This window comes from Hydrogenophaga sp. FG152, from assembly GCF_057809615.1.
The window spans coordinates 1-24,442 of the sequence record NZ_JBMDKH010000002.1 but is presented as its reverse complement, the minus strand read 5'-3'; the positions used below and the strand labels follow the sequence as shown (position 1 = coordinate 24,442).

Here is a 24,442-nt window from a genome sequence, read left to right as displayed (position 1 = left end):
CGAGCGGGCACAATGCCGGCACATGAAAGACGCCTTGTTCGAATGCCGGCACCTGGTCAAACGCTATGGCGACAGCACCGTGGTGAACGACCTGTGTTTTGCCATCGGTGCCGGCGAATGCCTGGGCGTGATCGGGCCCAACGGCGCCGGCAAGACCACCACCATCCGCATGTGCCTGGGCCTGACCGCGCCCGACGCCGGCACCATCACCGCCTTCGGCCAGGACATGCCGCGCGACGCGCTGGCCATCAAGGCCCAGCTCGGCGTGGTGAGCCAGATGGACACGCTGGACCCGGACTTCGACTGCGCCGAGAACCTGCTGGTGTACGGCCGCTACTTCGGCCTGCCGGCGGCCACCGTGCGCGAACGCATCCCCAAGCTGCTGGAGTTCGCCGCGCTCTCGCACAAGGCCAACGCCAAGCCCGGTGAACTCTCGGGCGGCATGAAACGGCGCCTGTCGCTGGCGCGCGCGCTGGTGAACGACCCGCGCCTGCTGATGCTCGACGAACCCACCACCGGCCTGGACCCGCAGGCCCGCCACCTGATGTGGGAGCGCCTGCAGATGCTGCTGCAGCAAGGCAAGAGCATCCTGCTGACCACGCACTTCATGGACGAGGCCGAGCGCCTGTGCTCGCGCCTGCTGGTGCTGGACCACGGCCGCAAGATCGCCGAAGGCCGGCCGCGCGAGCTGATCGCGCAGCACCTGGAGCCCGACGTGGTGGAGGTCTACGGCAACGGTGCGCTGGCGCTGGCCCACGGCGAGGCGCATGCCGCGCTGCGCGCGCTCGCCGCGCGTGTGGAGGTCAGCGGCGAGACCGTGTTCTTCTACACCGCCCAGGCCCTGCCGCTGCTGGCCGCGCTGGGCGAGCACCACCACCTGCGCACGCTGCACCGGCCCGCCAACCTGGAAGACCTCTTTCTCAAGCTCACGGGTCGCCAGATCCGCGAGGATGGATGACATGACCACCACCCCTACCCCAAAACCGGCCGAAGAAGGAGAAGCGCCCGTCCAGGGCACCCACGGAACCGGCTTTGCCGGGCCGCAGGGTGCGCCCCCCTCCAGGGGGGACGCGCGCAGCGCGGCGGGGGGTTCTCACTTTGCCCCGCCACGCCTGTCGCGGCGCTGGTGGCCGGTCTTTCTGCGCAACCTGCTGGTCTGGCGCAAGCTCGCCATCCCCAGCCTGGTGGGCAACATCGCCGAGCCGCTGATGTGGCTGGTCGCCTTCGGCTACGGCATGGGCGCGCTGGTGGGCGAGGTGAACCTGGGCACGCCGCAAGGCGGCAGCGTGGCCGTGCCCTACATCCTGTTCCTGGCCAGCGGCAGCATCTGCATGAGCGCGATGAACGCGGCCAGCTTCGAGGCGCTGTACTCGGCCTTCTCGCGCATGCACGTGCAGAAGACCTGGGACGGCATCATGAACGCGCCGGTGAGCCTGGACGATGTGGTGCTGGCGGAAATGCTGTGGGCGGGCTTCAAGGCCCTGTTCACGGTGACGGCCATCCTGGGCGTGATGCTCGCGCTGGGCATCAGCCATTCCCCCAAGCTGCTGCTGGCCTGGCCGGTGCTGCTGGGGGTGGGCATCACGTTCTCGTGCATCGCCCTGGTGTTCAACGCCCTGGCCAAGGGCTATGACTTCTTCACCTACTACTTCACCCTGTTCCTGACCCCCATGATGTTTCTCTCGGGGGTGTTCTTTCCGCGCGAGCAGTTGCCCGGGGTGGTGCGGCAGATCTCGGACTGGCTGCCACTGACCAATGCGGTGGAGCTGGTGCGGCCTCTGTTCATGGACGAATGGCCCACGCAGGCCTGGCTGCACGGCGGGGTGCTGCTCGCCTACACGGTAGGCGCCTTCTGGCTGGCCCTTGCGCTCACGCGCAAAAGGTTTGCCAAGTAAATCCGGCCCCCACGCTCCGCCGCTTCGCGGGTCGCTGCCCCCCAGGGGGACTGGCCTTGCTTGGGGCGGCCCGGCGCAGCGGCCGCTTCAGTGAACAGCAGCCTGCAGCGCGGGCTGGGCTTCGCAGTACAGCTCGCTGCCGGTGTCGATGAAGTCTTCGGCCTCGATCACGGCGTCGAACTCGCGGGCGGCGGTGTCGAAGATCTTGGGAATCAGGGGCTTGTCCAGCGGGCGGCAGATGCGGCTGCGGATGCCGCGCAGGTTGGCACTGGTCTCCATGGCGCTGATCACGGCTTCCGGATCGAGCATCAGGACGAAGGGGTTGAGGCGGGTGGCGGTGGTGGACATGGGGGGCTCCCTGGGGTCGGTTTGAACGGTGACAAATGGGCTGTCGATGAAACAAACTGTACCGGCGCCCCCCTGGAACGTTAAGTCGGCGCCCCGCCATTCGCGCTGTAGGAACTTCGCTGACAGGGCGTGCGTTGTCCCTACAGGCGGTTCGTGAACTGCATCACGAACGGGGGCCGCGCAGCGCCTCCACGCTGGCGCGCACCACCGACTGCACGCTGCCGCTTTCCTTGAACTGGTTGCGCAGGTAGGTCGCGTGGTTGCCCACGCGGCCGGCCGTGCGCTCGATCTCGTCCAGCGCCGCGAGCGAATTCAGCGCCACCCCATGGGGCGTGAGGTGGCGCAGCGTGGCGAGGATGTCCTCGCGGATGCTGATCTGCTCGCGCGTCTTGGGGTTGACCATCATGCCGTCCAGGCCGAAGCGGCAGGCCTGGAAACGGTTGTAGGTGTAGACCAGGTAATCGTCTTCTTCCGGCGGCAGTTCGCGCCGCTCCAGCAGGTGGCGGCACAGCGCCTGCAGGTAACACGCCAGCCCCGCCGCGCGCTCCACCGTCAGCGGCGTGTCGCACACCCGCAGTTCGATGGTGCCGTACTCGGGCTTGGGCCGGATGTCCCAGTAGAAGTCCTTCATGGACTTGACCACGCCCGTGCTCTCCATCTTGGTGAAGTAGACGTTGGTGAACTCCTCCCAGCTCAGCACGAAGGGCGCGCGCCCGCTGAGCGGGAAGGCGAACACCGAGTTCAGGCGCGCGGAATCGAACAGCGTGTCCACGCCCTGCGAGAACGGCGACGAGGCCGACAGCGCGATGAAGTGCGGCACGTAGCGGTTGAGCGAGTGCAGCAGAAACAGCGCCTCGTCGGCGCTGGCGCAGCCGATGTGCACGTGCTGGCCGAACACGGTGAACTGCTTGGCAAGGTAACCGTACAGGCCCGAGAGCTGCTCGAAGCGCGGCTTGGAGAAAATGCGCTGCTCGAACCAGCGCTGGAACGGGTGCGTGCCCCCGCCCGAGAGCTCGATGTTGAGCCGGTCGCCGGCGCTCACCAGGGTGTCGCGGATCTGCTGCAGCTGCGCGAGCAGGGGGCCGTGTTCGCGCTGCACGTCGGTCGCGATCTCGATCATGCTCTGCGTCATTTCGGGCGTGACCACGCCCGGGAACGGCTTGCGCCGCAGCAGCTCCAGCAGGTCGTTGGCGCTGCTGGACAGATCGAGGTCGTAGGTGTTGACGAGCTGCAGTTCGAGCTCGACGCCCATGGTCAGCGAGTCGGAGGATTTGAAGGCTTCCAAGGGCATGGCTCAACCTTTCGTGACGTGGGTTTCATGCGCGGCCAGCAGCGCGCGCTGCGTGACCACCGGGCCGAGCAATTCCTGCAGCAGCATCATGCCGGCCATGACCGAGAGCACCTCCACCGCGGGCGCGAAACCATACAGGCGGCTCTGCTCGATCAGCAGGATGGCGAAGGCCGACATGGGCGTGAGCGCCAGGCCGGTGAGCAGGCCCTTGCGCTCGGTGATGCCCGAGAGCCGCGCGGCCACCAGGTTGCAGCCGACCTTGGAGGCCGTGCGGACCAGGATGAGCAGCATGCCCAGCAGCATGCCGGTGCCCACGTCGGCCCAGTCGAGCAGCGAGGCGATGTAGACGAAGAGGAAGATCGACAGCAGGTCGCCGGCGGTGCCGAAGTCGCGCTGCGCGTTGGTCAGGTGCACGCGGCGCTCGCGCGCCACGATGCCGAAAGTGAGCGCGGCCAGCAGCGGCGAGAGCTTGAGGCCATAGGCCGCGGTGGTGAGCAGCAGCACCGACAGCGCGAACACCACGGTGACGCCGCGCTCGTGCGTGTTGCGCAGGCGCAGCAGCCAGGGCACGGCCACGCCGAGCAGGCCGCCCACGGCCACCGAGGTGCCCACCTGGTGGATGCTGCCGAAGGCCGCAAGCACCAGGTCGCCCGAGGTGCTGAGGTACCAGTAACCCACCACCAGCTTGAGCGCGAGCACCGAGACCATGCAGTTGATGGCGCACAGGTGCAGCACGCGCTCGGTCACCTGTCCGGCGCTGCGCAGCTCGTTGGCCACGCGCACGATGCCGGCCGGTGAGGCCGAGATCGACAGCGCCGCGATGATGAGGCGCAGGTCCGTGGCGAGGTCGAACCAGCCAGTGACCCAGTACATCACCGCGAAGGTGACGATGGACTCGACCACGCCGAGCACCAGCACCCAGGGGTTGTGGCGGAACCAGCGCAGGTTGATGCGGTAACCCAGTTCGAACAGCACCAGCGAGAGCGCCACGTTGGCCAGGAAGGGCAGCCCCGGCACATCGGTCGTCAGGCCGGGCAGGTTGACCAGCCCGCCAACGAGCCCCACCGCCACGTAGCTGGTGACGCGCGGGATATGCCAGACCTCGTGCGCGCGCTCGGCGATGAACCAGGCGAGCAGCAACACCAGAGGCCAGGCAATGGACTGGAGCAGAAAACTGTAATCGGTAAGCATGGGTAAAACTCCTCAGCGAGAGTTTGATGAACGAATGCCGCCAGGCGTGTAGGACACGCGCTGAAAACATCAAGACGCCGGCCATCAACGAAAGCTGAACGGAGCGCCGCGAACACGGCAACAGGGATGCCTGGTGGGAGGGCGAGAAGCGGTCAAGCCGCGAAACGCTGCGTGAGTTCTTGCAGGTGGAGCTCGTCGAGCACCTGCTGCAAACGCTGCCTGGCGCGATCCTGCGTGCCATGGCGGTCCGGGCCCATTCTACGGGCCAGAATCAATTCGTTCTTGAGCGAATGCTCCCACCCCACCAGCTCGGTGACGGTCACGCTGTAGCCATGGGCTTCAAGCTGCAGGCAGCGCAGCACATTGGTGATCTGGCTGCCGAATTCGCGCGTGTGCAGCGGGTGGCGCCACAGCTCGGCCAGCGGCGTGCGCGACAGGCTCAGCGCCTTGTGCTTGCGCATCACGCCGGCCACCTCGGCCTGGCAGCACGGCACCAGCACCATGTGGCTGGCCTGCTTGGTCAGGCCGAACCGGATCGCGTCGTCGGTCGCGGTGTCGCAGGCGTGCAGCGCGGTCACCACATCGACCGTGGGCGGCAGGGCCGGGTGGGTGAGCGCCTCTTGCACGGTGGTGGCGAGAAAGTCCATGCGCTCGAAACCGAGCCGGGCGGCGAGCGCCTGCGACTTTTCCACCAGCTCCGTGCGGGTCTCCACGCCGGTCACGCGCCCCACCGGCTTGTCCTTGAAGAACAGGTCGTACAGGATGAAGCCGAGGTAGGACTTGCCCGCGCCGTGGTCGGCCAGCGTCACGTCGCCGCGCGCGGCCAGCACCTCGGCCAGCAGGGGCTCGATGAACTGCACGAGGTGATACACCTGCTTGAGCTTGCGCCGCGTATCCTGGTTGAGCTTGCCCTCGCGCGTGAGGATGTGCAGTTCCTGGAGCAACGCGACGGACTGGCCGGGCCGCAGTTCGGGCAGTTGCTCTTGCAGCGTGGGCGTGGGCCGCGCATTCGCCTTGTGTTTCGACATGCGCCGATCATAGGTGAGCCCCTTTGGCCTCATGGCCAGCAGCGACAATCGCGCATGATTTCCAACAACGACAGCAGCAGCCACCCCTACAGCACCCTCACACCTGACGTGGTGCAGGACGCGCTGGCCCACATCGGCCTGTGGGGCGACGGGCGCCTGAGTGCGCTCAACAGTTTCGAGAACCGCGTGTATCAGATCCATCTGGAGGCACCGGTGGAGGGGGTGGATCAGGTGGTGGCGAAGTTCTACCGGCCCGGGCGCTGGAGCGATGCGCAGATCGCCGAGGAGCACGCCTTCGCGGAGGAGCTGGTGGCGGCCGAGATTCCCGCAGTGCCGCCGCTGCGTGTGCAGGGCGAGACGCTGCACCACTTCGGTGGCTTCACGTTCGCGGTGAGCCCGCGCCGGGGTGGGCGCCGGCCCGAGCTGGACAATGTCGAGGTGCTGGAGTGGATTGGCCGTTTTCTCGCGCGCATCCACACCGTGGGTGCGCAGCGGCCGTTTGCGGTGCGCCCGGCGCTGGATGCCGCGGCCTTCGCGCACGAGCCGCGCGACTGGCTGATGGAGCATGCGGCGGTCGCGCCCGAGGTGCGTGGTGCCTGGGCTGCTGCGCTGGAGGAGGCGCTGGCCTTGATCGAGGCGCACCCGGTGCTGCGGCCGGGCCCGGTGGTGGACGAAGACGGCATTCAGCGCATCCGCCTGCACGGGGATTGCCACCCGGGCAACATTCTCTGGACGCCCGAGGGCCAGCCGGGCGCGGGCCCGCATTTCGTGGACCTGGACGATGCGCGAATGGGGCCGGCGGTGCAGGATCTGTGGATGCTGCTGTCGGGTGATCGGCGCCAGCAGATGCAGCAGCTGGGGGCGCTGGTGGACGGCTATGAGCAGTTCCGCCCTTTTGACCGCCGTGAGTTGGCGTTGATCGAGCCTTTGCGGACGTTGCGCCTGATCCACTACAGCGCGTGGGTGGCCCGACGGTGGGACGATCCTGCGTTTCCGATCAACTTTCCCTGGTTCGGCAGCCGGGACTATTGGCAGGGGCAGGTGGACATGCTGGTGGAGCAGATCGAGGAAATGCAGGGTGAGCCTTTGATGGCTTGAGTTTTTCTCGGTTCTGTTTCGGGCGGAGACCTCGCGCCAGGACGGTGGCGGTGCCCGCGTTCTCCGGCCCTGCTCGCGGACATCCGCCCGGGTTCGCCACCACACTCGCATCAACACCGGACGGGCACACCAACTCTGCGGCAACCGCGAATGGGGGCCTGCGCCCGCGGACACCGCCACCGTCCCGCAAACCAAGTGAGCGCGCCCAGCCTGGTCCGCCTGCACATCGCTGGGGCGGATGGCGTGGGGGCGCGGGCGCAGGCCCCCATTCGCGGTTGCCACAGAGTGTGCGCGCCCGTCACCTGGTTGACGAAACGGTGTGAGCAAGCCCGGGCAGCCGCCCGCGAGCAGGGCCGGAGAACGCGCGCCCACGCCAGCCGACCTCGCACCACGCAGCGCCCGAAAAACAACCTCACCCTCGAAATGGTTGTTCAAAATTCAATTGCACACAATCAAATAAACACCTACATTCCATTTCCATGAACAAGCCCAGCATCTCCAGCGACCAGGCCCTCCAGCTCGACCACCAGTTGTGCTTCGCGCTCTACTCCGCCTCGCTGGCGATGACCAAGCTCTACAAGCCCCTGCTCGAAGAGATGGGCCTCACCTACCCCCAATACCTCGCCATGCTCGTGCTGTGGGAAAACGACGGCGTCACCGTGTCCGAACTCGGCGAACGCCTCTACCTCGACTCAGGCACCCTCACCCCCCTGCTCAAGCGGCTCGAAACCGCCGACCTCGTCACCCGCCTGCGCGACGTGCAGGACGAACGCCGCGTGCTCATCCGCCTCACCACCGCCGGCCGCAAACTCAAGGCCCGCGCCGCGCGCATCCCCGGCTGCGTGCTGCAAGCCACGCAATGCGACGTGGCCGAAGTGATGGCGCTCACGCAGCAGGTGCAAACCCTGCGCGACCGCCTCACCGCCTGACCATTCCCTTTCACCCACCCCCAGCTTCCACCCGAAGCCCTTCAACCTCAGGAGCCACACCATGCCCACCTCCCTCGACAAAGTCCTCTACACCGCCCGCGCCCACACCACCGGCGGCCGCGACGGCGCTTCGCGCAGCGACGACGGCCTGCTCGACGTCAAGCTCTCCCCGCCCAAGGCCATGGGCGGCGCCGGCAACGCCACCAACCCCGAACAGCTCTTCGCCGCCGGCTACTCCGCCTGCTTCATGGGCGCGCTCAAGCACGTTGCCGGCATGAAGAAAGTGGCCGTGCCCGCCGACGCCGCCATCGACGCCGAAGTGGACATCGGCCCGATCCCCGCCGGCTTCGGCATCGCCGCGCGCCTGGCCGTGAGCCTGCCCGGCATGGACCGCGCCGTGGCGCAGGACCTGGTGGACACCGCCCACAAGGTGTGCCCCTACTCCAACGCCACCCGCGGCAACATCGACGTGACCATCACGCTGAAGTAAACGCGCGCCCGAGACATTGCGTCGAAAGGCCCCCGGCTCACGCCGGCGGGCCTTTTTCGTGTCCGCCCCGTCAAGCCAGCTTCACCACCCTGCCCGTGGGCGCCCCCACAAAACCCGTTTCGCATCGAAACGAGAGGGCAATCACGGCTCAGGCTGCGACCGCCGCCGGCACGCTGGGAGATGCGCGCATCCGTTCCCACTGTGCCACCTGCTCACCCAACTGGTGCGCCGTGATGGCCGACAGCGTCCAGCCCAGGTGGCCGTGACCGGTGTTGTAGAACACATTGGCATGCCTGCCCGGGCCTACGCGCGGCATCATGTTGGGCAGCATGGGGCGCAGGCCTGCCCAGGGTTCCACCCGCCGCGTGCTGACGCCCGGGAAGCATTGATTCACCCAGTCGACCAGCGGCCGGATGCGATCGGCACGGATGTCGAGGTTGTAACCGTTGAACTCGGCCGTGCCGGCCACTCGGAAGCGGTCCAACCCCAGGCGGCTGGTGACGAGCTTGGTCGCGTCGTCCAGCAGGCTCACCTGGGGCGCGGCGGCCTGACTCTGTTCGTCTTCGAGCATGACGGTGATGGAGTAGCCCTTGACCGGGTAGACGTTGAGCCGGTCGCCAAGCTGGGCGCCCAGGGCGCGGCTGCGCACGCCTGCGCAGATCACCACCCCGTCCGCATCCACCTCATCCCCGCTGGCCAGCAGGACCCGCACGCTTTTTCCGGTGCTCCACACGCGTGCCACTGCCTGAGCGGTCATGAATTTCACGCCCAAGCGGGCACAGGCCAGACCCAGGCCATGGGTGAACTTGTGGATGTCGCCCGTGCTGTCGCTCTCGGTGTACCAGCCTCCGAAGAATTCGCCTCTGAGAGTGGGTTCGATGGCGCGCATTTCATCGGGTGTGACGGCCCGACGGGTCAGGCCACCTTGCGCCAGCAGCCGCGACACCTGGCTCGCATGCTCGAAGCTGGCCCGGCTTCGATAGATGTGCAGGATGCCGCGCTGTTTCAAATCGAACTCGATGCCCTCGTCCTGGGCCCAGCCGAACAAATGCTCCCGCGCGGCAATGGCCAGGCGCGTGGTGGCCACGGTGTTGTCGCGGTACCTGGACATGGAAGCCGCAAACTCGGCGAACCAGCTGAGCTTGTGCCAGCTGGGCCTGGGGTTCAACAGCAAGGGGGCGTCGGCCTTGAACATCCACTTCAGGCCCTTGATCAAGGTGGAGGGATGGGTCCAGACCTCGGCATTGGAAGCGGAGAGTTGCCCGCCGTTGGCATGACTGGTCTCCATGCCCGCGTAGCGGTGCTTTTCGATGAGGGTGACTTGATGACCCTGGCGGGCCAGGGCATAGGCGCTGGTGACGCCCGTGATGCCGCCGCCGATGACGATGAGGTGTGCCATGTGAATCTCGCGTTCAAAGCCGTCAGACAGGGAAAGCATGGCCCGCACACCGTGTGCGGGCCATGACCCCCTCTGTTTGAGACCTGAGAGATTCACCAGCGCGTGGGCCGGCTTGCTCCTGCGGTGGGCCGGGGGACGAATCCCGGCCACTCTTCAGAGTGCGATGCGTGTCGACCGGTCCTTTTGCCTGAGAGTTTCCGGGGCGGTTGCTCCTTCGGCGCCGGCTTCACATGCAAGCCAGTCTCTCCCGATCGACAGGGTTGGAGCTTACTGCGCTTGCAGCTGAATGGACTTGGCAATCGCGCGGAACTGGCTGATGCCGTCGGCATAGGCCTTGTCCACCGCCGCAAGTGGCAGGGGTTTGGCCAGCAGCTGGCTGTTGGCTTCGAGTGCCTGGTGCACGCCCGGATCACCCAGCGTTTCGGTGATGGCCTTGTGCAGCGCGATCACCACCGGTTCCGGGGTGTCCTTCTTCACGAAGTAACCGGTCCAGATGTTGAAAGTGAAATCCTTGAGTTGCTTGCTCTCGCTGATGGCCGGGTAGTTCTTCACGCTCTCCAGTCGCTCGTTGTTGAGCATGGCCAGCACTTTGACGCGGCCCTGCTTGTGCATCTCGTCGTACTTCTTGCCATAGGGCGCCAGGAAAAAATCCACCTGGCTGGCCATCAGGTCCTGCTCGGCCGGTGCCGCACCTTTGTAAGGCACATGGGTCATCGGAATGCCGGTGACTTTGGACAGGTGCTCGCCGAGCAAATGGTAGAAGGAGCCCGGGCCGACACTTGCATAGGTCAGGGGGCGGCCCTGCTGCGCCGACTTGCGCGCATGCTCCAGGAACTCGTCCACGTTGCTGACGGGCAGGTCCTTGCGGGCCAGGAAGGCGATCTGTGCGGTGGCGATCATCTGCACCAGACGAAAGTCCTCACTCTTGAATTTGATGGATGCGATCGCCAGAGGAGCCAGGATGAGTTCGTTGGGTGAACCCTGGAACAACTGATAGCCGTCGCTGGCACCGTTGAGCACCCTCTGAGCAGCGATCGATCCGCTGGCACCACCCAGGTTCTCGATCACCACCGGTTGGCCCAGTTGCTTGCCCAGTGTGTTGTTGACGGAGCGGGCAATCACGTCGGACAAGCCACCCGCCGGGTACGGCACCAGCAGGGTCACCGGGCGGGTCGGGTAGCTCTGGGCCTGGGCCATGCCTGAAAGGGTGGCCAATGCGATGGCGGCACCGGCCATCAAGGTCTTGTAGCGGCTGTTCATGAGAGTCTCCAGTGGAGTCAGGGGTGGGGAAAAGGGGTGGAAAGCAACGCCTGCACGAGCGCTGTCCAGTAAGCGGCGCCGGTGCCGATGTTGTGATCGTTGAAGTCGTAGGCCGGGTTGTGCACCATGCAGGCGCCAGGCTCCTGCCCCGCGCCGTTGCCAATGAACAGGTAGCTGCCGGGGACCCGCTCCAGCATGAAAGCGAAGTCCTCGCTGCCCGGCACCATGGCGCCCTGGGCGACCACTTGCTCGGGTGGGAAATGCGCCTGCGCAACCGCCAGAGCGCGGGCGGTTTGCTCCGCGTCGTTGACCAGCACGGCGTAGCCGGAGCGCCAATCCAGCTCGGCGCGCACGCCATAGCTCTCGGCCTGCAGACGCACCAGTTCGCGGATTCGCAGTTCCATGTCGCGGCGCACCTGCGGGTCCAGCGCACGCACGCTCAACTCCAGCCGGGCCGAGGCCGGAATCACGTTGTTGGCCGCGCCGGCGTGCAGCGCGCCCACGGTGACGACCGCGGGCTGCATGGGGTCGACGTTGCGGGAGACGATGGTCTGCAGCGCCATGACGATGGATGCGGCCGCCACCAGCGGGTCGACCGCTCGGTGCGGCATGGCGCCGTGGCCACCCACACCGTGCAGCGTGACGGTCGCGTAGTCCGACGAGGCCATGGTCGGCCCACTGCGGAACACCAGCTGGCCCTGCGCATAGCCGGGCATGTTGTGCATGGCGAAGATGGCGTCGCACGGAAAGCGCTCGAACAGACCGTCTTCCATCATCTTCAGGGCACCGCCGCCGCCCTCTTCGGCAGGCTGAAAGATCAGGTTGAGCGTGCCGTCGAAGCGGCCGGATTCGGCCAGGTGGCGCGCGGCGGCCAGCAGCATGGCGGTGTGGCCATCGTGGCCACAGGCATGCATCACACCCTGATGGCAACTGGTCCAATCGGCGCCGGTCGCCTCCTCCACGGGCAAAGCGTCCATGTCCGCGCGCAAGCCCAGGGTGCGCGCGGAACCGCCCCGGCGCAGTTGCCCCACCACGCCCGTGCCACCCAGCCCTGTGGTCACGTCGTATCCCCAGGCCGCCAGCCTTTCCGCCACCAAGGCGCTGGTGCGGTGCTCTTCGAAAGCCAGTTCCGGGTGCTGGTGGATGTCGCGCCGAAGCGCGATGAATTCCTGCACCAACTGATCGCTGAGACGTTCCAAGGCCGGGCTCCTGGTGAGGGTTGCAAAGAGCCCTCGTGGGCTTTGTTCTGCAACCGGTTACATGCAATTTGCTGCATGTTAGGAACGCATTGATTTAAAGTCCAATGCATTGATGATCATCAATCCATGACTTTCACTGAGGATTTGCGATGACTCTGGTGCAACTGCGGCATTTCGTGGTCCTCGCGGACCTGGGCTCCTTCGTGCAGGCATCCGCCGCCCTGTTCCTCACGCAGCCGGCGCTCACGCGCAGCATCCAGGGGCTGGAAGTCGAAATGGGCGGGGCACTTTTTGATCGCCTGGGCCGGCGCATCGCGCTCACGCCCTTCGGCCATGAAGTGCTGAGGCGCGCGCGCCACCTGGTCAGTGATGCCGAGGCGCTCAGGCACGCCGGCAAGGCCTTGCACGACGGCCTGATCGGCAAGCTGCGCGTGGGGCTGAGTTCAGCGCCGGGGGCGCTGTTCAGCATGCCGTTGATGCTGCACATGGCCGAGCACCACCCGAAACTGCAGGTGCACATCTCGCGCGGCAACACCGGCGTGCTGGTGCATGCGCTGCGCGAGCAACGCCTGGACGCCGCCATCGTCGACATCCGCGACATGCGCCCCTCGGCCGACCTGCGGGTGGACCTCGCCTTCGAGCTGGGGGCGGGTTTTCTGGCGCGCCGGGACCATCCGCTGGCACAACTTGGTCGTCGGGTGAGGCTGGACGAGGTGTTGGCCTATCCGATCGCGTCCACCCCGCTCAGCGATGAAGTGGCGCGCTTGCTGATTGCCCGTTATGGCCCCCAGGCCAACCCGGACGACATGGTCACGCTGCGCTGCGACGAGACCCTGAGCATCGTGGAGGTGGCACAACGAAGCGATGCGATCCTGCTGACCGTCAACGCCGTCGCGGCAGGCCTGATCCGCCTGGATATGCAACCCGACCTGGATGCCACCGGCCGGTTTGGACTGGTCACCTCAGCCCAGCGGCAGGAGGCGCCCGCACTCTGCATCTTGCGCGAGCAGATGCCACGCTGGATCAGCGGGCTGGGGAACATGGAAAGCGTTGCACGCGATCACATCGTTGTTCCGCCCGACCACCGGGACATTGAGCGCGGCTGATCGCTTACCACCACGCTGGACACCATCGATCACGACATCCACACGCATTTCAGGATGCGGGTGTCAGTTGCGGTCGTGCGGATCGTGGATCACCGTGCTGGTGCCCACCCCCACGCCCACGCTGGCCCCACTGTTGCCGATGCGCGTGCTCGTCCCCACCCCCGCGCCGGCACTCACCTGGCCGCGCTGGTTCACCCCCACGCCCACACCGACCGGCCCGACGCCGGTGCTCACGCCCGCACTCACGCCGCCGGTGCCAGCGCCCACGCCGATGGAGAAGGGGCCGATGGGCACCCCGATACCGATGCCCACCCCGGCCGAGCCACAGCCCGCCAGCAACGCGGCTCCCGCCAGCAACACCCCCGCGGCACCGCGGAGGACAACAGAGTGGTTTTGAGGTGAGGTGGTCATGGCACGGGCCCTTGAATGCGGAACGAATGCCATTGTGAGCGCGGGTTCAGCACAAAAGTGCCCTCCGTTGTGCAACGTTTCGTCACAAGCCCGCTCAGGCCACCCCCTGGCCCAGGCGCTCGATCGCGTCCGCGAGCCAGTCCGTCGGCAGCGCGGCCGCTTCCACAGGCCGCACCGCCCAGGCGCCGTCCACGGCCACCGCCTCGGCCAGCCCACCCTGCCAGAGCAGCCAGGCCAGCCAGGCGCACTGGGGCGCCGTCGGCCATTCGCCCACCGGCAGGGAGAGCAGGGCCGTCAACACCGTGCCGTCGGCCAGTTGCACATGGTCCCCCTTGAGTTCGCCGCCCAGGGCCTGGGCCAGCACCGACAGGGCGCCCGCACCGTCGCGCCGCGGGCCAAACTCGCGCAGCCACTGGCGCAGGTGGGCCGCGATGGCCGCGCCGCGCTGGGCCTCGGCCTGCATCAGGTCCGCGTGGTCCCAGCGGTTCCAGTCGATGGCCGGCTGGGTGCTGCCCACGCGCAGCGCGGCCTGGGCAAATCGGTGCAGCGCCTGCTCCACGTCCTCGCTGTGCACCGCCGCGCCCACCATCAACAGCGCCGACAGGCGGTTGGCCAGCAATTGGCCCTGCTGGGCCATCAGCCGGTCGCGCATCAGGCTGTCGCGCTCGCTGCGCAGTTCGGCCAGTTCAAGCGCGTTCTTCAGGTCGGCGCGCAGGCTCTCCAGCTCCCAGGGCTTGTTGATGTAGCGGTAGATCTCGCCGGTGTTGATGGCCTCGATGGCATCGCCCAGTTCGGAATACGCGGTGGTCAGCATGCGCACCACGCCGGGGTAGTACTCGCGCGCATGGCGCAGCAGCTCGTTGCCGTACTCACCTGGCATGCGCTGGTCGCACACCAGCACGGCGATCTCGGCGCCGTGCGCCGCGAGCATCGCCCGGCCCTCTTCCACCGAGGTTGCGGTGAGCACCGGTGCCAACGGACTCACCAGGCGCTCGAAGTACTTCAGGGCCATGGCCTCGTCGTCAACGTACAAAATTTTCACGGGCTTCACGGATTCTCCTGACTGGTCATTGCGCGAAAGGGAAATAGAGGGACACGCTGGCGCCCTGGCCGGCCTCGGACCTCACGACGATGGAGCCGCCCAGCGAGGTCATCACGCGGCGGCAGAACACCAGGCCCATGCCGCTGCCCCCGGTGCTGGCGCGGGTGGTCAGGGGTTCGAGCGTCAACCGGCCCAACACCTCGGCCGGAATGCCGGGGCCGTTGTCGCGCACCTGGATGGCCGCCTGCACCGGCAGGCCCGGCGCGGGGGCTTCGCGCAACAGCACCACGTGCACATTGGGCTGGGCCGGCGGGTTCGGGCGCAGCGCCAGCACCGCGTTCTTGACCAGGGTGCAGAGCACGAGGTAGAGCAGGTCGCGGCGGCCGGGCAGCACGAAATCGTCGGCAAGGTCGCTGGTGAGCCACTGCGCCTCGTCGTGGTCGAACGGGTATTCCTCGCGCACCGCCTGCACCAGGTCGCTGGCGCGCAGGCTGGGCGCGCTGTCGGGCTGGTAGGCGTCGCGCGCGGTCTGCACGAAGGTCGACACCAGCGACTGCGCGTACTCGGCCCGGCGCTGCGCGGCCTCGATCATGAACAGCACGTCGCCCGGCTTCTGTTCCTGGATGTGCGCCACGCCACGGTCCCCTTCCATGGAGTCGACGTGGCGTTCGCGCATGGCCGACAGGTAACCCTGCACCGTGGCCAGCGGTGTGGTGACCTCGTGCGCCAGAAAGCCCAGGGTCTCGCGCAAGGTGGCCGCTCGCCGCTCGATCAGGGCCCGCTCGCGCGCGCGCTCCTGGCTGGCCTGCAGCGCGTCGCGCAGGGACTGCCGGGTCAGCGCTTCGTCCAGCGGCTTCTCCAGGATCTTTTCCACGTGCCCCTGGTTGACGGCGGACATCGCCATGTCCTTGTCGGCGTAGGCCGAGACCAGCAGGCGCGCCACGTGCGGGTACTGCTGGCGCACTTCGCTGAGCAGCGTCACGCCGTCGCGCTGCGGCATGGCGTAGTCGGTGAGCAGCACGGCCACCTCGTGGCCGCGCTGGGCCAACACCGCCAGGGCCTCGTCCGCGCTGCCGGCGGTGAGCACCACGAACTCGTCGCCATACAGGCGGGCAAACCACTTGCAGGCCTGCGGCTCGTCGTCCACCATCAGGATGGCATGGGCGCCCAGCAGGCCGCGCATCACAGAGGCGTCGTCGGGTTTCATTCGGGCCTCGGCAGGTCAAAGGTGAATTCGGTCCAGCTGCCCAGCTCGCTTTCCACCGCCAGCGTACCGCCATGCCGGTGCACGATGCCGTAGCTCACGCTCAGGCCCAGCCCCAGACCGGCACCCACATCGCGGGTGGTGAAGAAGGGCTCGAATACCCGACTCAGGTTGTCCGGGTCAATGCCCGAGCCGTTGTCGCGCACGGAAACGCCCAGGCGGTGGCCTTGCAGGGTGGCTGTCACCGCAATGCGGGGCTGTTCGCGCTTGGCCGCCTGCAGGGCGAGCGCCGCATTGCTCAACAGGTTGATCAGCACGCCGATGATGGCCGGCTCGTCGCCCAGCACGTGGCTGTCCTGCGGCAGATCGATCACCACGTCGACGCCCTTGAGTTCGTAGCCCGCCAGCCGCACGGCCGAGCGCACCGCGTTCTCGAGCAGGAAGGGACGCAGGCTGTCCTGACCGGGCTTCTGGTAGGCGAAGGTCTTGAGGTCGGTGACGATGTTCTGGATGCGCTGCATGCCTTCACGCGCATCGACCAGGCTCTCCTTGAGCATCTCGTCGCTCTGGGCGCCTTTGCAGGTCAGGCCCATGTTGATCGCCATCAGGCTGTAGTTCACCGGGTTGTTGAGCTCGTGCAGCAGGCCGGCCGAGAGCGTGCCGATGGCCGCCATCTTCTCGCGCTGCAGCAGCTGGCCCTTGACCTCGGCCAGCGTCTGGTTGATCTCGCGCAGCGAGGCGTTCTTCTCGGACACCTCGTGCTGCAACTGGAACAGGCGCAGGCGGGCCTTCTCGTTGAACCAGGTGCACACCGCGCTGGCCCCGGCGGAGAACAGGATGAACAGCGAGTTCGTCACCATGCGCGCCGTGCTGCTGGCGGCGTCGGGGTGCAGCGCACAGGCCACCACATAGAGGACCAGCGTGACGACGCCAAAGCCGATGCCTTCGAAGAAGCTGATCGGCAGGATGATGCCGACCGCGTACAGCGCCAGGTGCAGGCCCACGAAGTAGATCGACTGCGCGCCGTCGGTCTCGTAGATCATGAAGGCGATCATGATCTGCGGCAGCAGCAGCCAGAGCATGGTGAGCGAGCGCACATGGCGGCGACCGAATTCGGTGAACAGCACACGCAGGATGCCCAGCGTGAGCACCACCACCAGCACGCGCAGCAGGGTGAATTCGAGCAGCCGCTCCGGGTACGAAAAATAGTCCAGGCCGAAGCCCGCGAGCACCAGCACGATGGACGTGATGCTGCCCGCCTTGCTGTAGGTCAGGCGGAAGTCCGAGAGCTGCTGCTCGTAGGGCGAGCTCGGCCGGTCAGCCATTTTCAAGTGCCATGGCCTTCAGGTTTGCGTTGACCACCACTTCCGCGAAGATGTTGACGCCCGTGGCGTCGGTGTACATGATCGCAGGCGCGTTCACCTCTTCCATCACGGACTGCATCTGCTTCTCGTCGCGGTAGATCAGGTGCCACTCCAGCAGGTGCTCCATGCCGTAGCGCTCCGGGTTGTCGGCGTGCACGTTGGTGACCAGCAGATGGGCGCCCGGGTTGCTGCGCGAGAGGAAGTACCGGATCAGCCGCGCGCACACCTTGTCCGACAGGTAGTCGAACAGACCGGCGCAGTAGACGAAATCGAAACCCTCGCCGTCGGCCGGCGCGGTGTCGCGGGTGGCGCGCTTGAGCAGCTCGTGCACCGATTCCTGCACGTACTCGACCCGCACCTTCGACTTGTGCAGCTGCGCGGCCTCTTCGATCTTCTGGCGCGTGTAGTTCAGGGTCTCCAGGCTGAAGTCGATCAGGGTGAACTGCAGGCGCGAGAGGTCTTCGCCGGTGGCGATGAGCTTCTGGATCTCCACGCCCGGTCCGCAGCCCACGTTGAGGATGCGCACCGGCCGACCCTTGCTGGCGGCGCTGGCCACGGCCTTCCTGAGGAACTCGACCAGGATGTCGATGCGGTTGCGGTGCGCCACGGCCACCGCCGCGCGCAGGAACATGGCGTTGACAAGCTGGATGTAGGTGCTGCTGCCCTGGCGCGGGTCGCCCAGGATCTGGTTGACCATCTCGTAGTCGCCCGCATAGCCCAGCGGCTTGGCGAAGGTGCGGTAGACGAAGGGCGCTCGCAGCACGAGGGGGTGCAGCGCGGTCTGGGCGTAGGCCCGGTGCAGCAGCGAGTCCTCCGCCGGCAGACGGGAGGCCTCGTCCTCCAGCCGCACCAGGAACTCCTTGCCCTTGATCATCAGGGGCTCGGCGATCGCGCCGAACACCTCGTCGGTCAGGCGCCCGTCGGGCAGGCGCGGCAGGGAATCGACCATGTCGGCCTGGTCGATCCAGCGCGCGGTCTCGGACAGGAAGGCACGGAACTCGCTGATGGTGACCTGGTAGCTCTGCCGGATCTTGAAGCGCGACTCCCAGTCGGCCACGAAGCGGGCGGCCTCGTCGCGCACCTGGCTCACGTTGCCCCGGATCGCGTTGAGGTCGGACCATTCGTCGATGAGCGCCACCGAGATCACCGCCATCAGGCCGGTGTTGAGCAGGCTCACCACCACCGCCTTGCCCTTGTAGATGATGCGGTCGCCTGACCGAATGGTCAGCTCGCTGAGCACCTCGCTCACCTGCACGATGGAGTACGGGTTGTAGATCTCCATCACCAGCGAGCGCCGCTGCAGGCTGGTGAGTGTGCCGCGCGCGCTCTCTCCCTGGCTGTTGCGGAAGGTGACGACGTGATCGAATGGACGCTGTAGGTACACGTTGAGGCCGGTGGATCAGGTGGACGGGGCAGGTGCGGTGCACTGCGCCTTTGAGGACTCCCCGGCCCCGAGTGTAGTCAACCCCATGCCGTGCTCATGGCATGGGGGGTTGCCCTCAGACCAGCAGGGCGTTGACGCGTTTCACGTAGGCCGCCGGATCGTCCGGCAGGCCGCCTTCGGCCAGCAGCGCCTGGTCGAACAGGATGTGGGCCAGGTCATCGAAATGGGCGCTGCCTTCGAGTTTTTTCACCAGCGCGTGTTCGGCGTTGACCTCCAGGATGGGGCGCACCTCGGGCGCGGGCTGGCCGGCCTGCTTGAGCATGCGGGCCAACTGCGTGGAGTAGTCGCCGTCCTCCACCACCAGACAGGCCGGGGAATCGACCAGGCGGGAGGTGACGCGCACGTCCTTGGCCTTGTCCTTGAGGCTTTCCTTGAGCCGCTCGAGCACCGGCTTGAAGGTCTCGGCGGCGGCCTCGGCGGCCTTCTTCTCTTCCTCGTCCTGCAGCGAGCCCAGGTCCACCGCGCCCTTGGCCACGCTCTGCAGCGGCGTGCCGTCGAACTCGTGCAGGAAGGACAGCGCCCACTCGTCCACGCGGTCGGTCATCAGCAGCACCTCGATGCCTTTCTTGCGGAACACTTCCAGCTGCGGGCTGTTCTGCGCGGCCGCGCGGTTGTCGGCGGTGATGTAGTAGATCGCGGCCTGGCCTTCCTTCATGCGGGCCTTGTAGTCGGCCAGCGCGGTCAGTGCGGTGCCGTGGGTGCTGGCAAAGCGCAGCAATCTGGCGATCTTGTCGCGGTTGGCGAAGTCCTCGCCCAGGCCTTCCTTGAGCACGGCGCCGAACTCCGCATAGAACTTCGTGTACTTGCCCACGTCCTTCTCGGCAGCGGCCTTGTCCTCGGCCGAGACCACGTCGGTCACGCCGTCCGCGCCTTCGGCCGCTGCCGCAGCGGGCGCGTCCTTCTTCGCCAGGTCTTCCAGCATGGCCAGCACGCGACGGGTGTTGCCCTCGCGGATCGCCTTCACGTCGCGGCTTTCCTGCAGCAGCTCGCGGCTCACGTTGAGCGGCAGGTCGGCCGAGTCCACCACGCCCTTGACCCAGCGCAGGTAGGAAGGCATCAGCGCCTCGGCCTCGTCCATGATGAAGACGCGCCGCACGTAGAGCTTGATGCCGGCCTTGCGGTCGCGGTTCCAGAGGTCCTGCGGGGCCTTGGCCGGGATGTAGAGCAGCTGGGTGTACTCGGTGCTGCCCTCCACGCGGTTGTGGCTCCAGGCCAGCGGCGCCTCGGTGTCGTAGCTCAGGTTCTTGTAGAACTCGGCGTACTGCTCGTCGCTCACGTCCTTCTTGCTGCGCGCCCACAGGGCATTGGCCGAGTTCACGGCCTCCCATTCGTCCTTCAGCACCTGCTCGCTCTTCTCGGCGTCCCACTCTTCCTTCTGCATCAGGATGGGCAGGCTGATGTGGTCGGAATACTTGCCGATGATGGACTTGAGCTTCCAGCGATCGAGGTAGTCGCTGGCGTCGTCGCGCAGGTGCAGGATCACGCTGGTGCCGCGCGCGGTGCGCTCGATCGTCTCGACCTCGAAATCGCCCGTGCCCCCGCTGGTCCAGCGCACGCCCTCGGCCGCCGGCAGCCCGGCGCGGCGCGATTCCACGGTGATCTTGTCGGCCACGATGAAGCCGGAATAGAAGCCCACGCCGAACTGGCCGATGAGCTGGGCGTCCTGCTTCTGGTCGCCCGAGAGGCGGCTCATGAAGTCCTTGGTGCCGCTCTTGGCGATGGTGCCCAGGTGGTCGATCGCCTCCTGCGCGCTCATGCCGATGCCGTTGTCTGTGATGGTGATGGTTCGCGCCTCGCGATCGAAGGCCACGCGCACCTCGAGATTGGGCGCGTCCTCGAACAGGGCGGCGTTGTTCAGCGCCTCGAAGCGCAGCTTGTCGCAGGCGTCCGAGGCGTTGGAGACCAGTTCGCGCAGGAAGATGTCGGGGTTGGAATAGAGCGAGTGCGTGACCAGATGCAGCAGCTGCGCCACTTCGGCCTGGAAGGACAGGGTTTGTTTGCTCATGGGAATCGGCTGACGTGAAAACGAAGGAACGCGCTCCGGAAGAGCGCAACGCGAGGCGGAATTATGGGCGGGTCGCCGGATTTCAAGCCTCGGCCGCTGCGGGCGCCAGCCAGGCCCGCAACTGCTCGGCCACCACCGGGCTGGACAGCAGCTCCAGGTGGCCCGTGCGGTACACGGTGCGCTGGCTCTCGCGCGCGAACACCAGCCGGTGCCGGGGGTCGTCGTGCTGGCCCAGCGCGCTGCGCAACGGCACCAGGCCGTCGCCGGTCAGGCGATCGGCCAGCAGGCCGCGCTGCGGCGCCAACGTGGCGGCGACGGTGAAGCAGGCCACGCCCTCGGGCAGGGGCAGGGGTTCGCGGTGGTCGGCACTGGAGCCGAAGCGCTCGCGGCCCTGCCAGTCGGCGTCGCGCACGTGGCCGTGGCGCAGGTCGGTGATGCCGGCGCTGCGCAGCTGGCCCAGGCGCGTGAACGGCGCAGTGAACGGGGTCGAGGCCAGCAGCACGTCCACCCCATGGCCGGCTCGCTCCAGCGGCGCGCCCTGGTGGGGCGTGCCCAGGAACACCAGGTGCCGGAGCAGCGGGCGCCAGCGGTGGTCGGCCTGCCGGCCCTCTTCGCAGGCGGCGCGCGCCACCAGCCCGCCCATGCTGTGGCCGATGAGGGTGATGGAGGCCAGCGGCACTGGCCACTGCGCCACCAGCACTTCCAGCTGGCGCGCGAATTCGCGGCCGTTGGTGGAGGTGTGCAGCCCACTGTTGTAGCGCAGGTAGACCGGCGTGGCGCCCAGGGCCTGCGCGAGGAAGGCGCCGTGGTCGTGGCCGTTGCGTTGCCATTGCGTGTCGTTCATGCACAAGCCGTGCAGCAGCACGATCAGGTGCGGCGTGGCCGGCCCCAGCCGCTGCTGCAGCAGCGGCCGGTTCTCCAGCGGCAGGCGCCGGCCGGCGTGGCGCAGTTCCATGGCCTGGGCCAGCGGGTTGCCAGTCTCCTGCAGGCGGTCGCCCAGCACGCCGTTGAGCGCGGCCAGCACGGCCTCGCGGCCAGGCGAGGGCTCGGGGTGGAGCCTGGGGTCGTCCACCATGGGCAGCAGGGTGGCCAGCGCGCTGTCCAGACCATGGCCCACCAACTGCGTGACGCCCCGGATGCCCTGGTAGATCTGGCCGGTCAGCCCGCCAGTGCGGCCGGGCTCCAGGCCTGCGGACAGGCCCAGGCGGCCGCGCACCGCCTGGTGCACGCCTTCGGCCACGCCGATCGCGCCGGTGGTGGCCTGCGTGACGAGTTGCACCGCGGCCTTCAGGTCGGCCGGGCGCACGTGGCGCAGCAACGCCTCGCGGGTGGGCTTGAGCGGGGTGGTCATGGGCCATTGTGGCCCCGGAGGGGGCCGGCGTGTGTGACAGGATGCGCGCCGCCGGCGGCGCCCTGCCACCTCAGGCGGTGTGAGGGTGCCGGGCCGATTCGAAGAGAGCGCGCGCCAGCGCGCGGTGGCGCGCCAGCAGGGGGTCGAGCTCCATGCCCGTCAGCCGGCCCTCGCGCACCCGCACGCGGCCGTTGATCACGCTCACCGCCACGTCCGCGCTCTGGCAGAACACCAGCGCGGCCACCGGGTCGTGGCCGGCACCGGCGTGCGCCACGCCGCGCAGGTCGAAGGCCACCAGGTCGGCCGAGAGGCCGGGCACCAGCGCGCCGATGTCGTCGCGGCCCAGCACGCGCGCGCCGCCCAGGGTGGCGATCTCCAGCGCCTCGCGCGCGGTGAGCGCGGCGGGGCCGAAGCCCACGCGCTGCAGCAGCATCGCCTGGCGCACCTCGCCCAGCATGTGCGCGCCGTCGTTGGAGGCGCTGCCGTCCACCCCCAGGCCCACCGGCACGCCCGCGCGGCGCATCGCGCCCACCGGGGCGATGCCCGAGCCCAGGCGCATGTTCGAGCACGGGCAATGCGCCACGCCGGTGCCGGTGCGGCCGAACAGCGCGATGCCCGCCGGGTCGAGCTTGACGCAGTGGGCGTGCCACACGTCGCGGCCGACCCAGCCCAGGTCCTCGGCGTACTCGGCCGGCGTCATGCCGAATTTCTCGCGCGAGTAGGCCACGTCGTTGTCGTTCTCCGCCAGGTGCGTGTGCAGTGACACGCCATGCGAGCGCGCCAGCACGGCCGATTCGCGCATCAGGTCGCGCGAGACCGAGAACGGCGAGCACGGCGCCAGCACGATGCGCCGCATGCTGTGGCGCGAGGCGTCGTGCCAGCGGCCGATCAGGCGCTCGCTGTCGGCCAGGATCGCGGCCTCGCTCTCCACCACCGAGTCGGGCGGCAGGCCGCCGGCGCTGCGGCCCACGCTCATGCTGCCGCGCGCGGCATGAAAGCGCATGCCCATGGCCTCGGCCGCCTCGATGGAATCGTCCAGCCGCGAGCCGTTGGGAAACAGGTAGAGGTGGTCGCTGGTGGTGGTACAGCCCGAGAGCATCAACTCGGCCATGGCCGTCTGCGTGGACACGCGCACCATCTCAGGCGTGAGCCGCGCCCACAGCAGGTAGAGGTTGTTGAGCCAGCCGAACAGCCCGGCGTCCTGCGCCTCGGGCACCACGCGCGTGAGGCTCTGGTACATGTGGTGGTGGGTGTTCACCAGCCCGGGCATCAGCACGTGGCCCTGCAGATCGATCGCTTCGGCGCCGCCACTGGCGATCGCCTCGCGCCAGGGCGCCGGCAGCTCGGCCGTGGGCCCCACCCACTCGATCGCCGGCCCGTTCACCACCACCGCCCCGTCGGCGATCTCACGCCGCTGGGCGTCCATGGTGACCACCACGTCGGCGTGGCGAAGGATCAGCGGGCGGATGGCGGCGCCCATGTCAGAAGCGCTCGTCGGCGCCCAGGAAGCGCCACTGCCCCACCGGCAGGTTGCCCAGCAGCACCCGCCCGATGCGGATGCGCTTCAAGCCCACCACATGCAGGCCCACCTGTTCGCACATGCGGCGGATCTGGCGCTTCTTGCCTTCGGTGAGCACAAAGCGCAGTTGCTCGGGGTTCTGCCAGTCCACCTGCGCGGGTCGCAGGGCCTGACCGTCCAGACTGAGGCCGTGGCGCAGCAGGGCCAGTTGCCGGGCGGGAAACACCGACTGCACGTCCTGCGTCACCAGGCCCGCGCCTTGGGGCCCATTGGGTGCGAAGTGCACGCGCACCAGGTACTCCTTTTCCACGCCACTGTTCTCGCCGATCAGGGTGCGCGCCACGCGGCCGTCCTGCGTGAGCACGAGCAGGCCGGTGGAGTCGATGTCGAGCCGGCCGGCCGGCGCGAGGTTGCGCGTGTGTTCGGGCGCGAAACGCCGGCCATCGGCTGGCATGCGCGCATCGCCGCGCCATTGGCTGGGCGCGCCGATCAGCGTGGCCGCGGCCTCGTGGCCGTCCTCGGGCTGACCGCTCACATAGCCCACCGGCTTGTGCAGCAGGATGGTGACCTGCCCGCTCTGCTGATGGCGCGCCTGCGGCGCGACCTCGACCTGCGCATCGGGCGGCACCGGCTGGCCCATCACCGCCGGTTGGCCATTGACCTTGACCCAGCCGCGCGCGATCCATTCGTCGGCCTCGCGGCGCGAGCACAGGCCGAGGTCGGCCATGCGCTTGTTCAGGCGCACTTCACCGCGCACGTTGCCTACCCGGGCGAGGTCGGGCCGGTGGGCCGGCGGGCGCGGCGCGGGCACGGGGCCGCGCGGTGGGCGCTCGGCGGCGGCCCGGGGGGCCTCGGCGCGGCGCGGGGC

General features: G+C 67.9%; 21 protein-coding genes, 1 pseudogene and 1 riboswitch. Of the genes and pseudogenes, 6 read left to right on the top strand and 16 right to left on the bottom strand.

The window, feature by feature from the left end; translation table 11 throughout:
• Positions 1–22: 22 nt before the first annotated feature.
• On the top strand, positions 23–958 hold the full coding sequence (locus ACODTB_RS02905; protein WP_291111018.1) for an ATP-binding cassette domain-containing protein: 936 nt from the start codon (positions 23–25) through the stop codon (positions 956–958).
• Position 959: 1 nt separating this feature from the next.
• Positions 960–1,895, top strand: coding sequence for an ABC transporter permease (locus ACODTB_RS02900; protein WP_291111016.1), 936 nt, complete (start codon positions 960–962; stop codon positions 1,893–1,895).
• Between the two features lie 87 nt (positions 1,896–1,982).
• Here ACODTB_RS02900 and ACODTB_RS02895 read toward each other — a convergent pair whose 3' ends face one another.
• The 4 genes from ACODTB_RS02895 to ACODTB_RS02880 all read right to left on the bottom strand — a co-directional run bounded on the left by ACODTB_RS02895 (position 1,983) and on the right by ACODTB_RS02880 (position 5,753).
• Positions 1,983–2,243 (bottom strand): hypothetical protein, encoded by a 261-nt coding sequence (locus tag ACODTB_RS02895; RefSeq protein WP_488929090.1) that lies wholly within the window; start codon positions 2,241–2,243, stop codon positions 1,983–1,985.
• 163 nt (positions 2,244–2,406) lie between these two features.
• The gene (locus ACODTB_RS02890; RefSeq protein ID WP_291121182.1) at positions 2,407–3,534 is read right to left on the bottom strand and encodes a YbdK family carboxylate-amine ligase; all 1,128 of its coding nucleotides are present in this window, start codon (positions 3,532–3,534) and stop codon (positions 2,407–2,409) included.
• Positions 3,535–3,537: 3 nt separating this feature from the next.
• Positions 3,538–4,725: a cation:proton antiporter gene (locus ACODTB_RS02885; RefSeq protein WP_291121184.1), complete on the bottom strand. Its 1,188-nt coding sequence runs from the start codon at positions 4,723–4,725 to the stop codon at positions 3,538–3,540.
• A gap of 152 nt (positions 4,726–4,877) precedes the next feature.
• On the bottom strand, positions 4,878–5,753 hold the full coding sequence (locus tag ACODTB_RS02880) for a class I SAM-dependent methyltransferase (RefSeq protein ID WP_291121186.1): 876 nt from the start codon (positions 5,751–5,753) through the stop codon (positions 4,878–4,880).
• 54 nt (positions 5,754–5,807) lie between these two features.
• Between ACODTB_RS02880 and ACODTB_RS02875 the strand changes: the two genes are divergently transcribed.
• The 3 genes from ACODTB_RS02875 (at position 5,808) to ACODTB_RS02865 (ending at position 8,270) form a co-directional block, all read left to right on the top strand.
• The gene (locus ACODTB_RS02875; protein WP_291121188.1) at positions 5,808–6,851 is read left to right on the top strand and encodes a serine/threonine protein kinase; all 1,044 of its coding nucleotides are present in this window, start codon (positions 5,808–5,810) and stop codon (positions 6,849–6,851) included.
• Between the two features lie 479 nt (positions 6,852–7,330).
• Positions 7,331–7,780 (top strand): MarR family winged helix-turn-helix transcriptional regulator, encoded by a 450-nt coding sequence (locus ACODTB_RS02870; protein WP_291121190.1) that lies wholly within the window; start codon positions 7,331–7,333, stop codon positions 7,778–7,780.
• Positions 7,781–7,841: 61 nt separating this feature from the next.
• Positions 7,842–8,270: an organic hydroperoxide resistance protein gene (locus ACODTB_RS02865; RefSeq protein WP_291121192.1), complete on the top strand. Its 429-nt coding sequence runs from the start codon at positions 7,842–7,844 to the stop codon at positions 8,268–8,270.
• 148 nt (positions 8,271–8,418) lie between these two features.
• On the opposite strand, the gene ACODTB_RS02860 is transcribed toward ACODTB_RS02865, so the two are convergent.
• The 3 genes from ACODTB_RS02860 to ACODTB_RS02850 all read right to left on the bottom strand — a co-directional run bounded on the left by ACODTB_RS02860 (position 8,419) and on the right by ACODTB_RS02850 (position 12,128).
• Positions 8,419–9,669, bottom strand: a complete 1,251-nt coding sequence (locus ACODTB_RS02860; protein ID WP_291121194.1) for a D-amino acid dehydrogenase — start codon at positions 9,667–9,669, stop codon at positions 8,419–8,421.
• 165 nt (positions 9,670–9,834) lie between these two features.
• Positions 9,835–9,929, bottom strand: a riboswitch (glycine riboswitch).
• Between the two features lie 7 nt (positions 9,930–9,936).
• Entirely contained in the window at positions 9,937–10,929 is a 993-nt protein-coding gene (locus ACODTB_RS02855; protein WP_291121195.1) for a Bug family tripartite tricarboxylate transporter substrate binding protein, read from the bottom strand.
• A 17-nt stretch (positions 10,930–10,946) separates the two neighbouring features.
• Positions 10,947–12,128, bottom strand: a complete 1,182-nt coding sequence (locus ACODTB_RS02850) for a M20 aminoacylase family protein (RefSeq protein ID WP_291121197.1) — start codon at positions 12,126–12,128, stop codon at positions 10,947–10,949.
• A gap of 149 nt (positions 12,129–12,277) precedes the next feature.
• Between ACODTB_RS02850 and ACODTB_RS02845 the strand changes: the two genes are divergently transcribed.
• On the top strand, positions 12,278–13,234 hold the full coding sequence (locus ACODTB_RS02845; protein ID WP_291121199.1) for a LysR family transcriptional regulator: 957 nt from the start codon (positions 12,278–12,280) through the stop codon (positions 13,232–13,234).
• Positions 13,235–13,309: 75 nt separating this feature from the next.
• Here ACODTB_RS02845 and ACODTB_RS02840 read toward each other — a convergent pair.
• The 9 genes and pseudogenes from ACODTB_RS02840 to ACODTB_RS02800 all read right to left on the bottom strand — a co-directional run.
• Positions 13,310–13,645 (bottom strand): annotated as a pseudogene (locus tag ACODTB_RS02840) (hypothetical protein); the annotation flags it as partial.
• Positions 13,646–13,739: 94 nt separating this feature from the next.
• A complete protein-coding gene (locus ACODTB_RS02835) occupies positions 13,740–14,687 on the bottom strand; it encodes a response regulator (protein ID WP_291121201.1) in 948 nt (315 codons plus the stop codon).
• A 25-nt stretch (positions 14,688–14,712) separates the two neighbouring features.
• Positions 14,713–15,894, bottom strand: a complete 1,182-nt coding sequence (locus ACODTB_RS02830; protein WP_488929089.1) for an ATP-binding protein — start codon at positions 15,892–15,894, stop codon at positions 14,713–14,715.
• Positions 15,891–17,216, bottom strand: coding sequence for a sensor histidine kinase (locus tag ACODTB_RS02825; RefSeq protein ID WP_291121205.1), 1,326 nt, complete (start codon positions 17,214–17,216; stop codon positions 15,891–15,893). The genes ACODTB_RS02830 and ACODTB_RS02825 overlap by 4 nt, the downstream gene beginning before the upstream one ends.
• Complete coding sequence (locus ACODTB_RS02820; protein WP_291121207.1) at positions 17,209–18,639, bottom strand: class I SAM-dependent methyltransferase; 1,431 nt, start codon at positions 18,637–18,639, stop codon at positions 17,209–17,211. Before ACODTB_RS02820 ends, ACODTB_RS02825 begins: the two co-directional genes overlap by 8 nt.
• 115 nt (positions 18,640–18,754) lie before the next feature.
• Entirely contained in the window at positions 18,755–20,704 is a 1,950-nt protein-coding gene (htpG, locus tag ACODTB_RS02815) for a molecular chaperone HtpG (protein WP_291121209.1), read from the bottom strand.
• Between the two features lie 82 nt (positions 20,705–20,786).
• A complete protein-coding gene (locus ACODTB_RS02810) occupies positions 20,787–22,055 on the bottom strand; it encodes an esterase/lipase family protein (protein ID WP_291121210.1) in 1,269 nt (422 codons plus the stop codon).
• Between the two features lie 70 nt (positions 22,056–22,125).
• Positions 22,126–23,535 carry an 8-oxoguanine deaminase gene (locus ACODTB_RS02805; RefSeq protein WP_291121212.1) on the bottom strand — a complete coding sequence of 470 codons (1,410 nt, stop codon included), beginning with the start codon at positions 23,533–23,535 and terminating at the stop codon, positions 22,126–22,128.
• Position 23,536: 1 nt separating this feature from the next.
• Positions 23,537–24,442 (bottom strand): pseudouridine synthase (locus ACODTB_RS02800; RefSeq protein WP_488929088.1); only part of this gene is annotated, 906 nt, incomplete at its 5' end.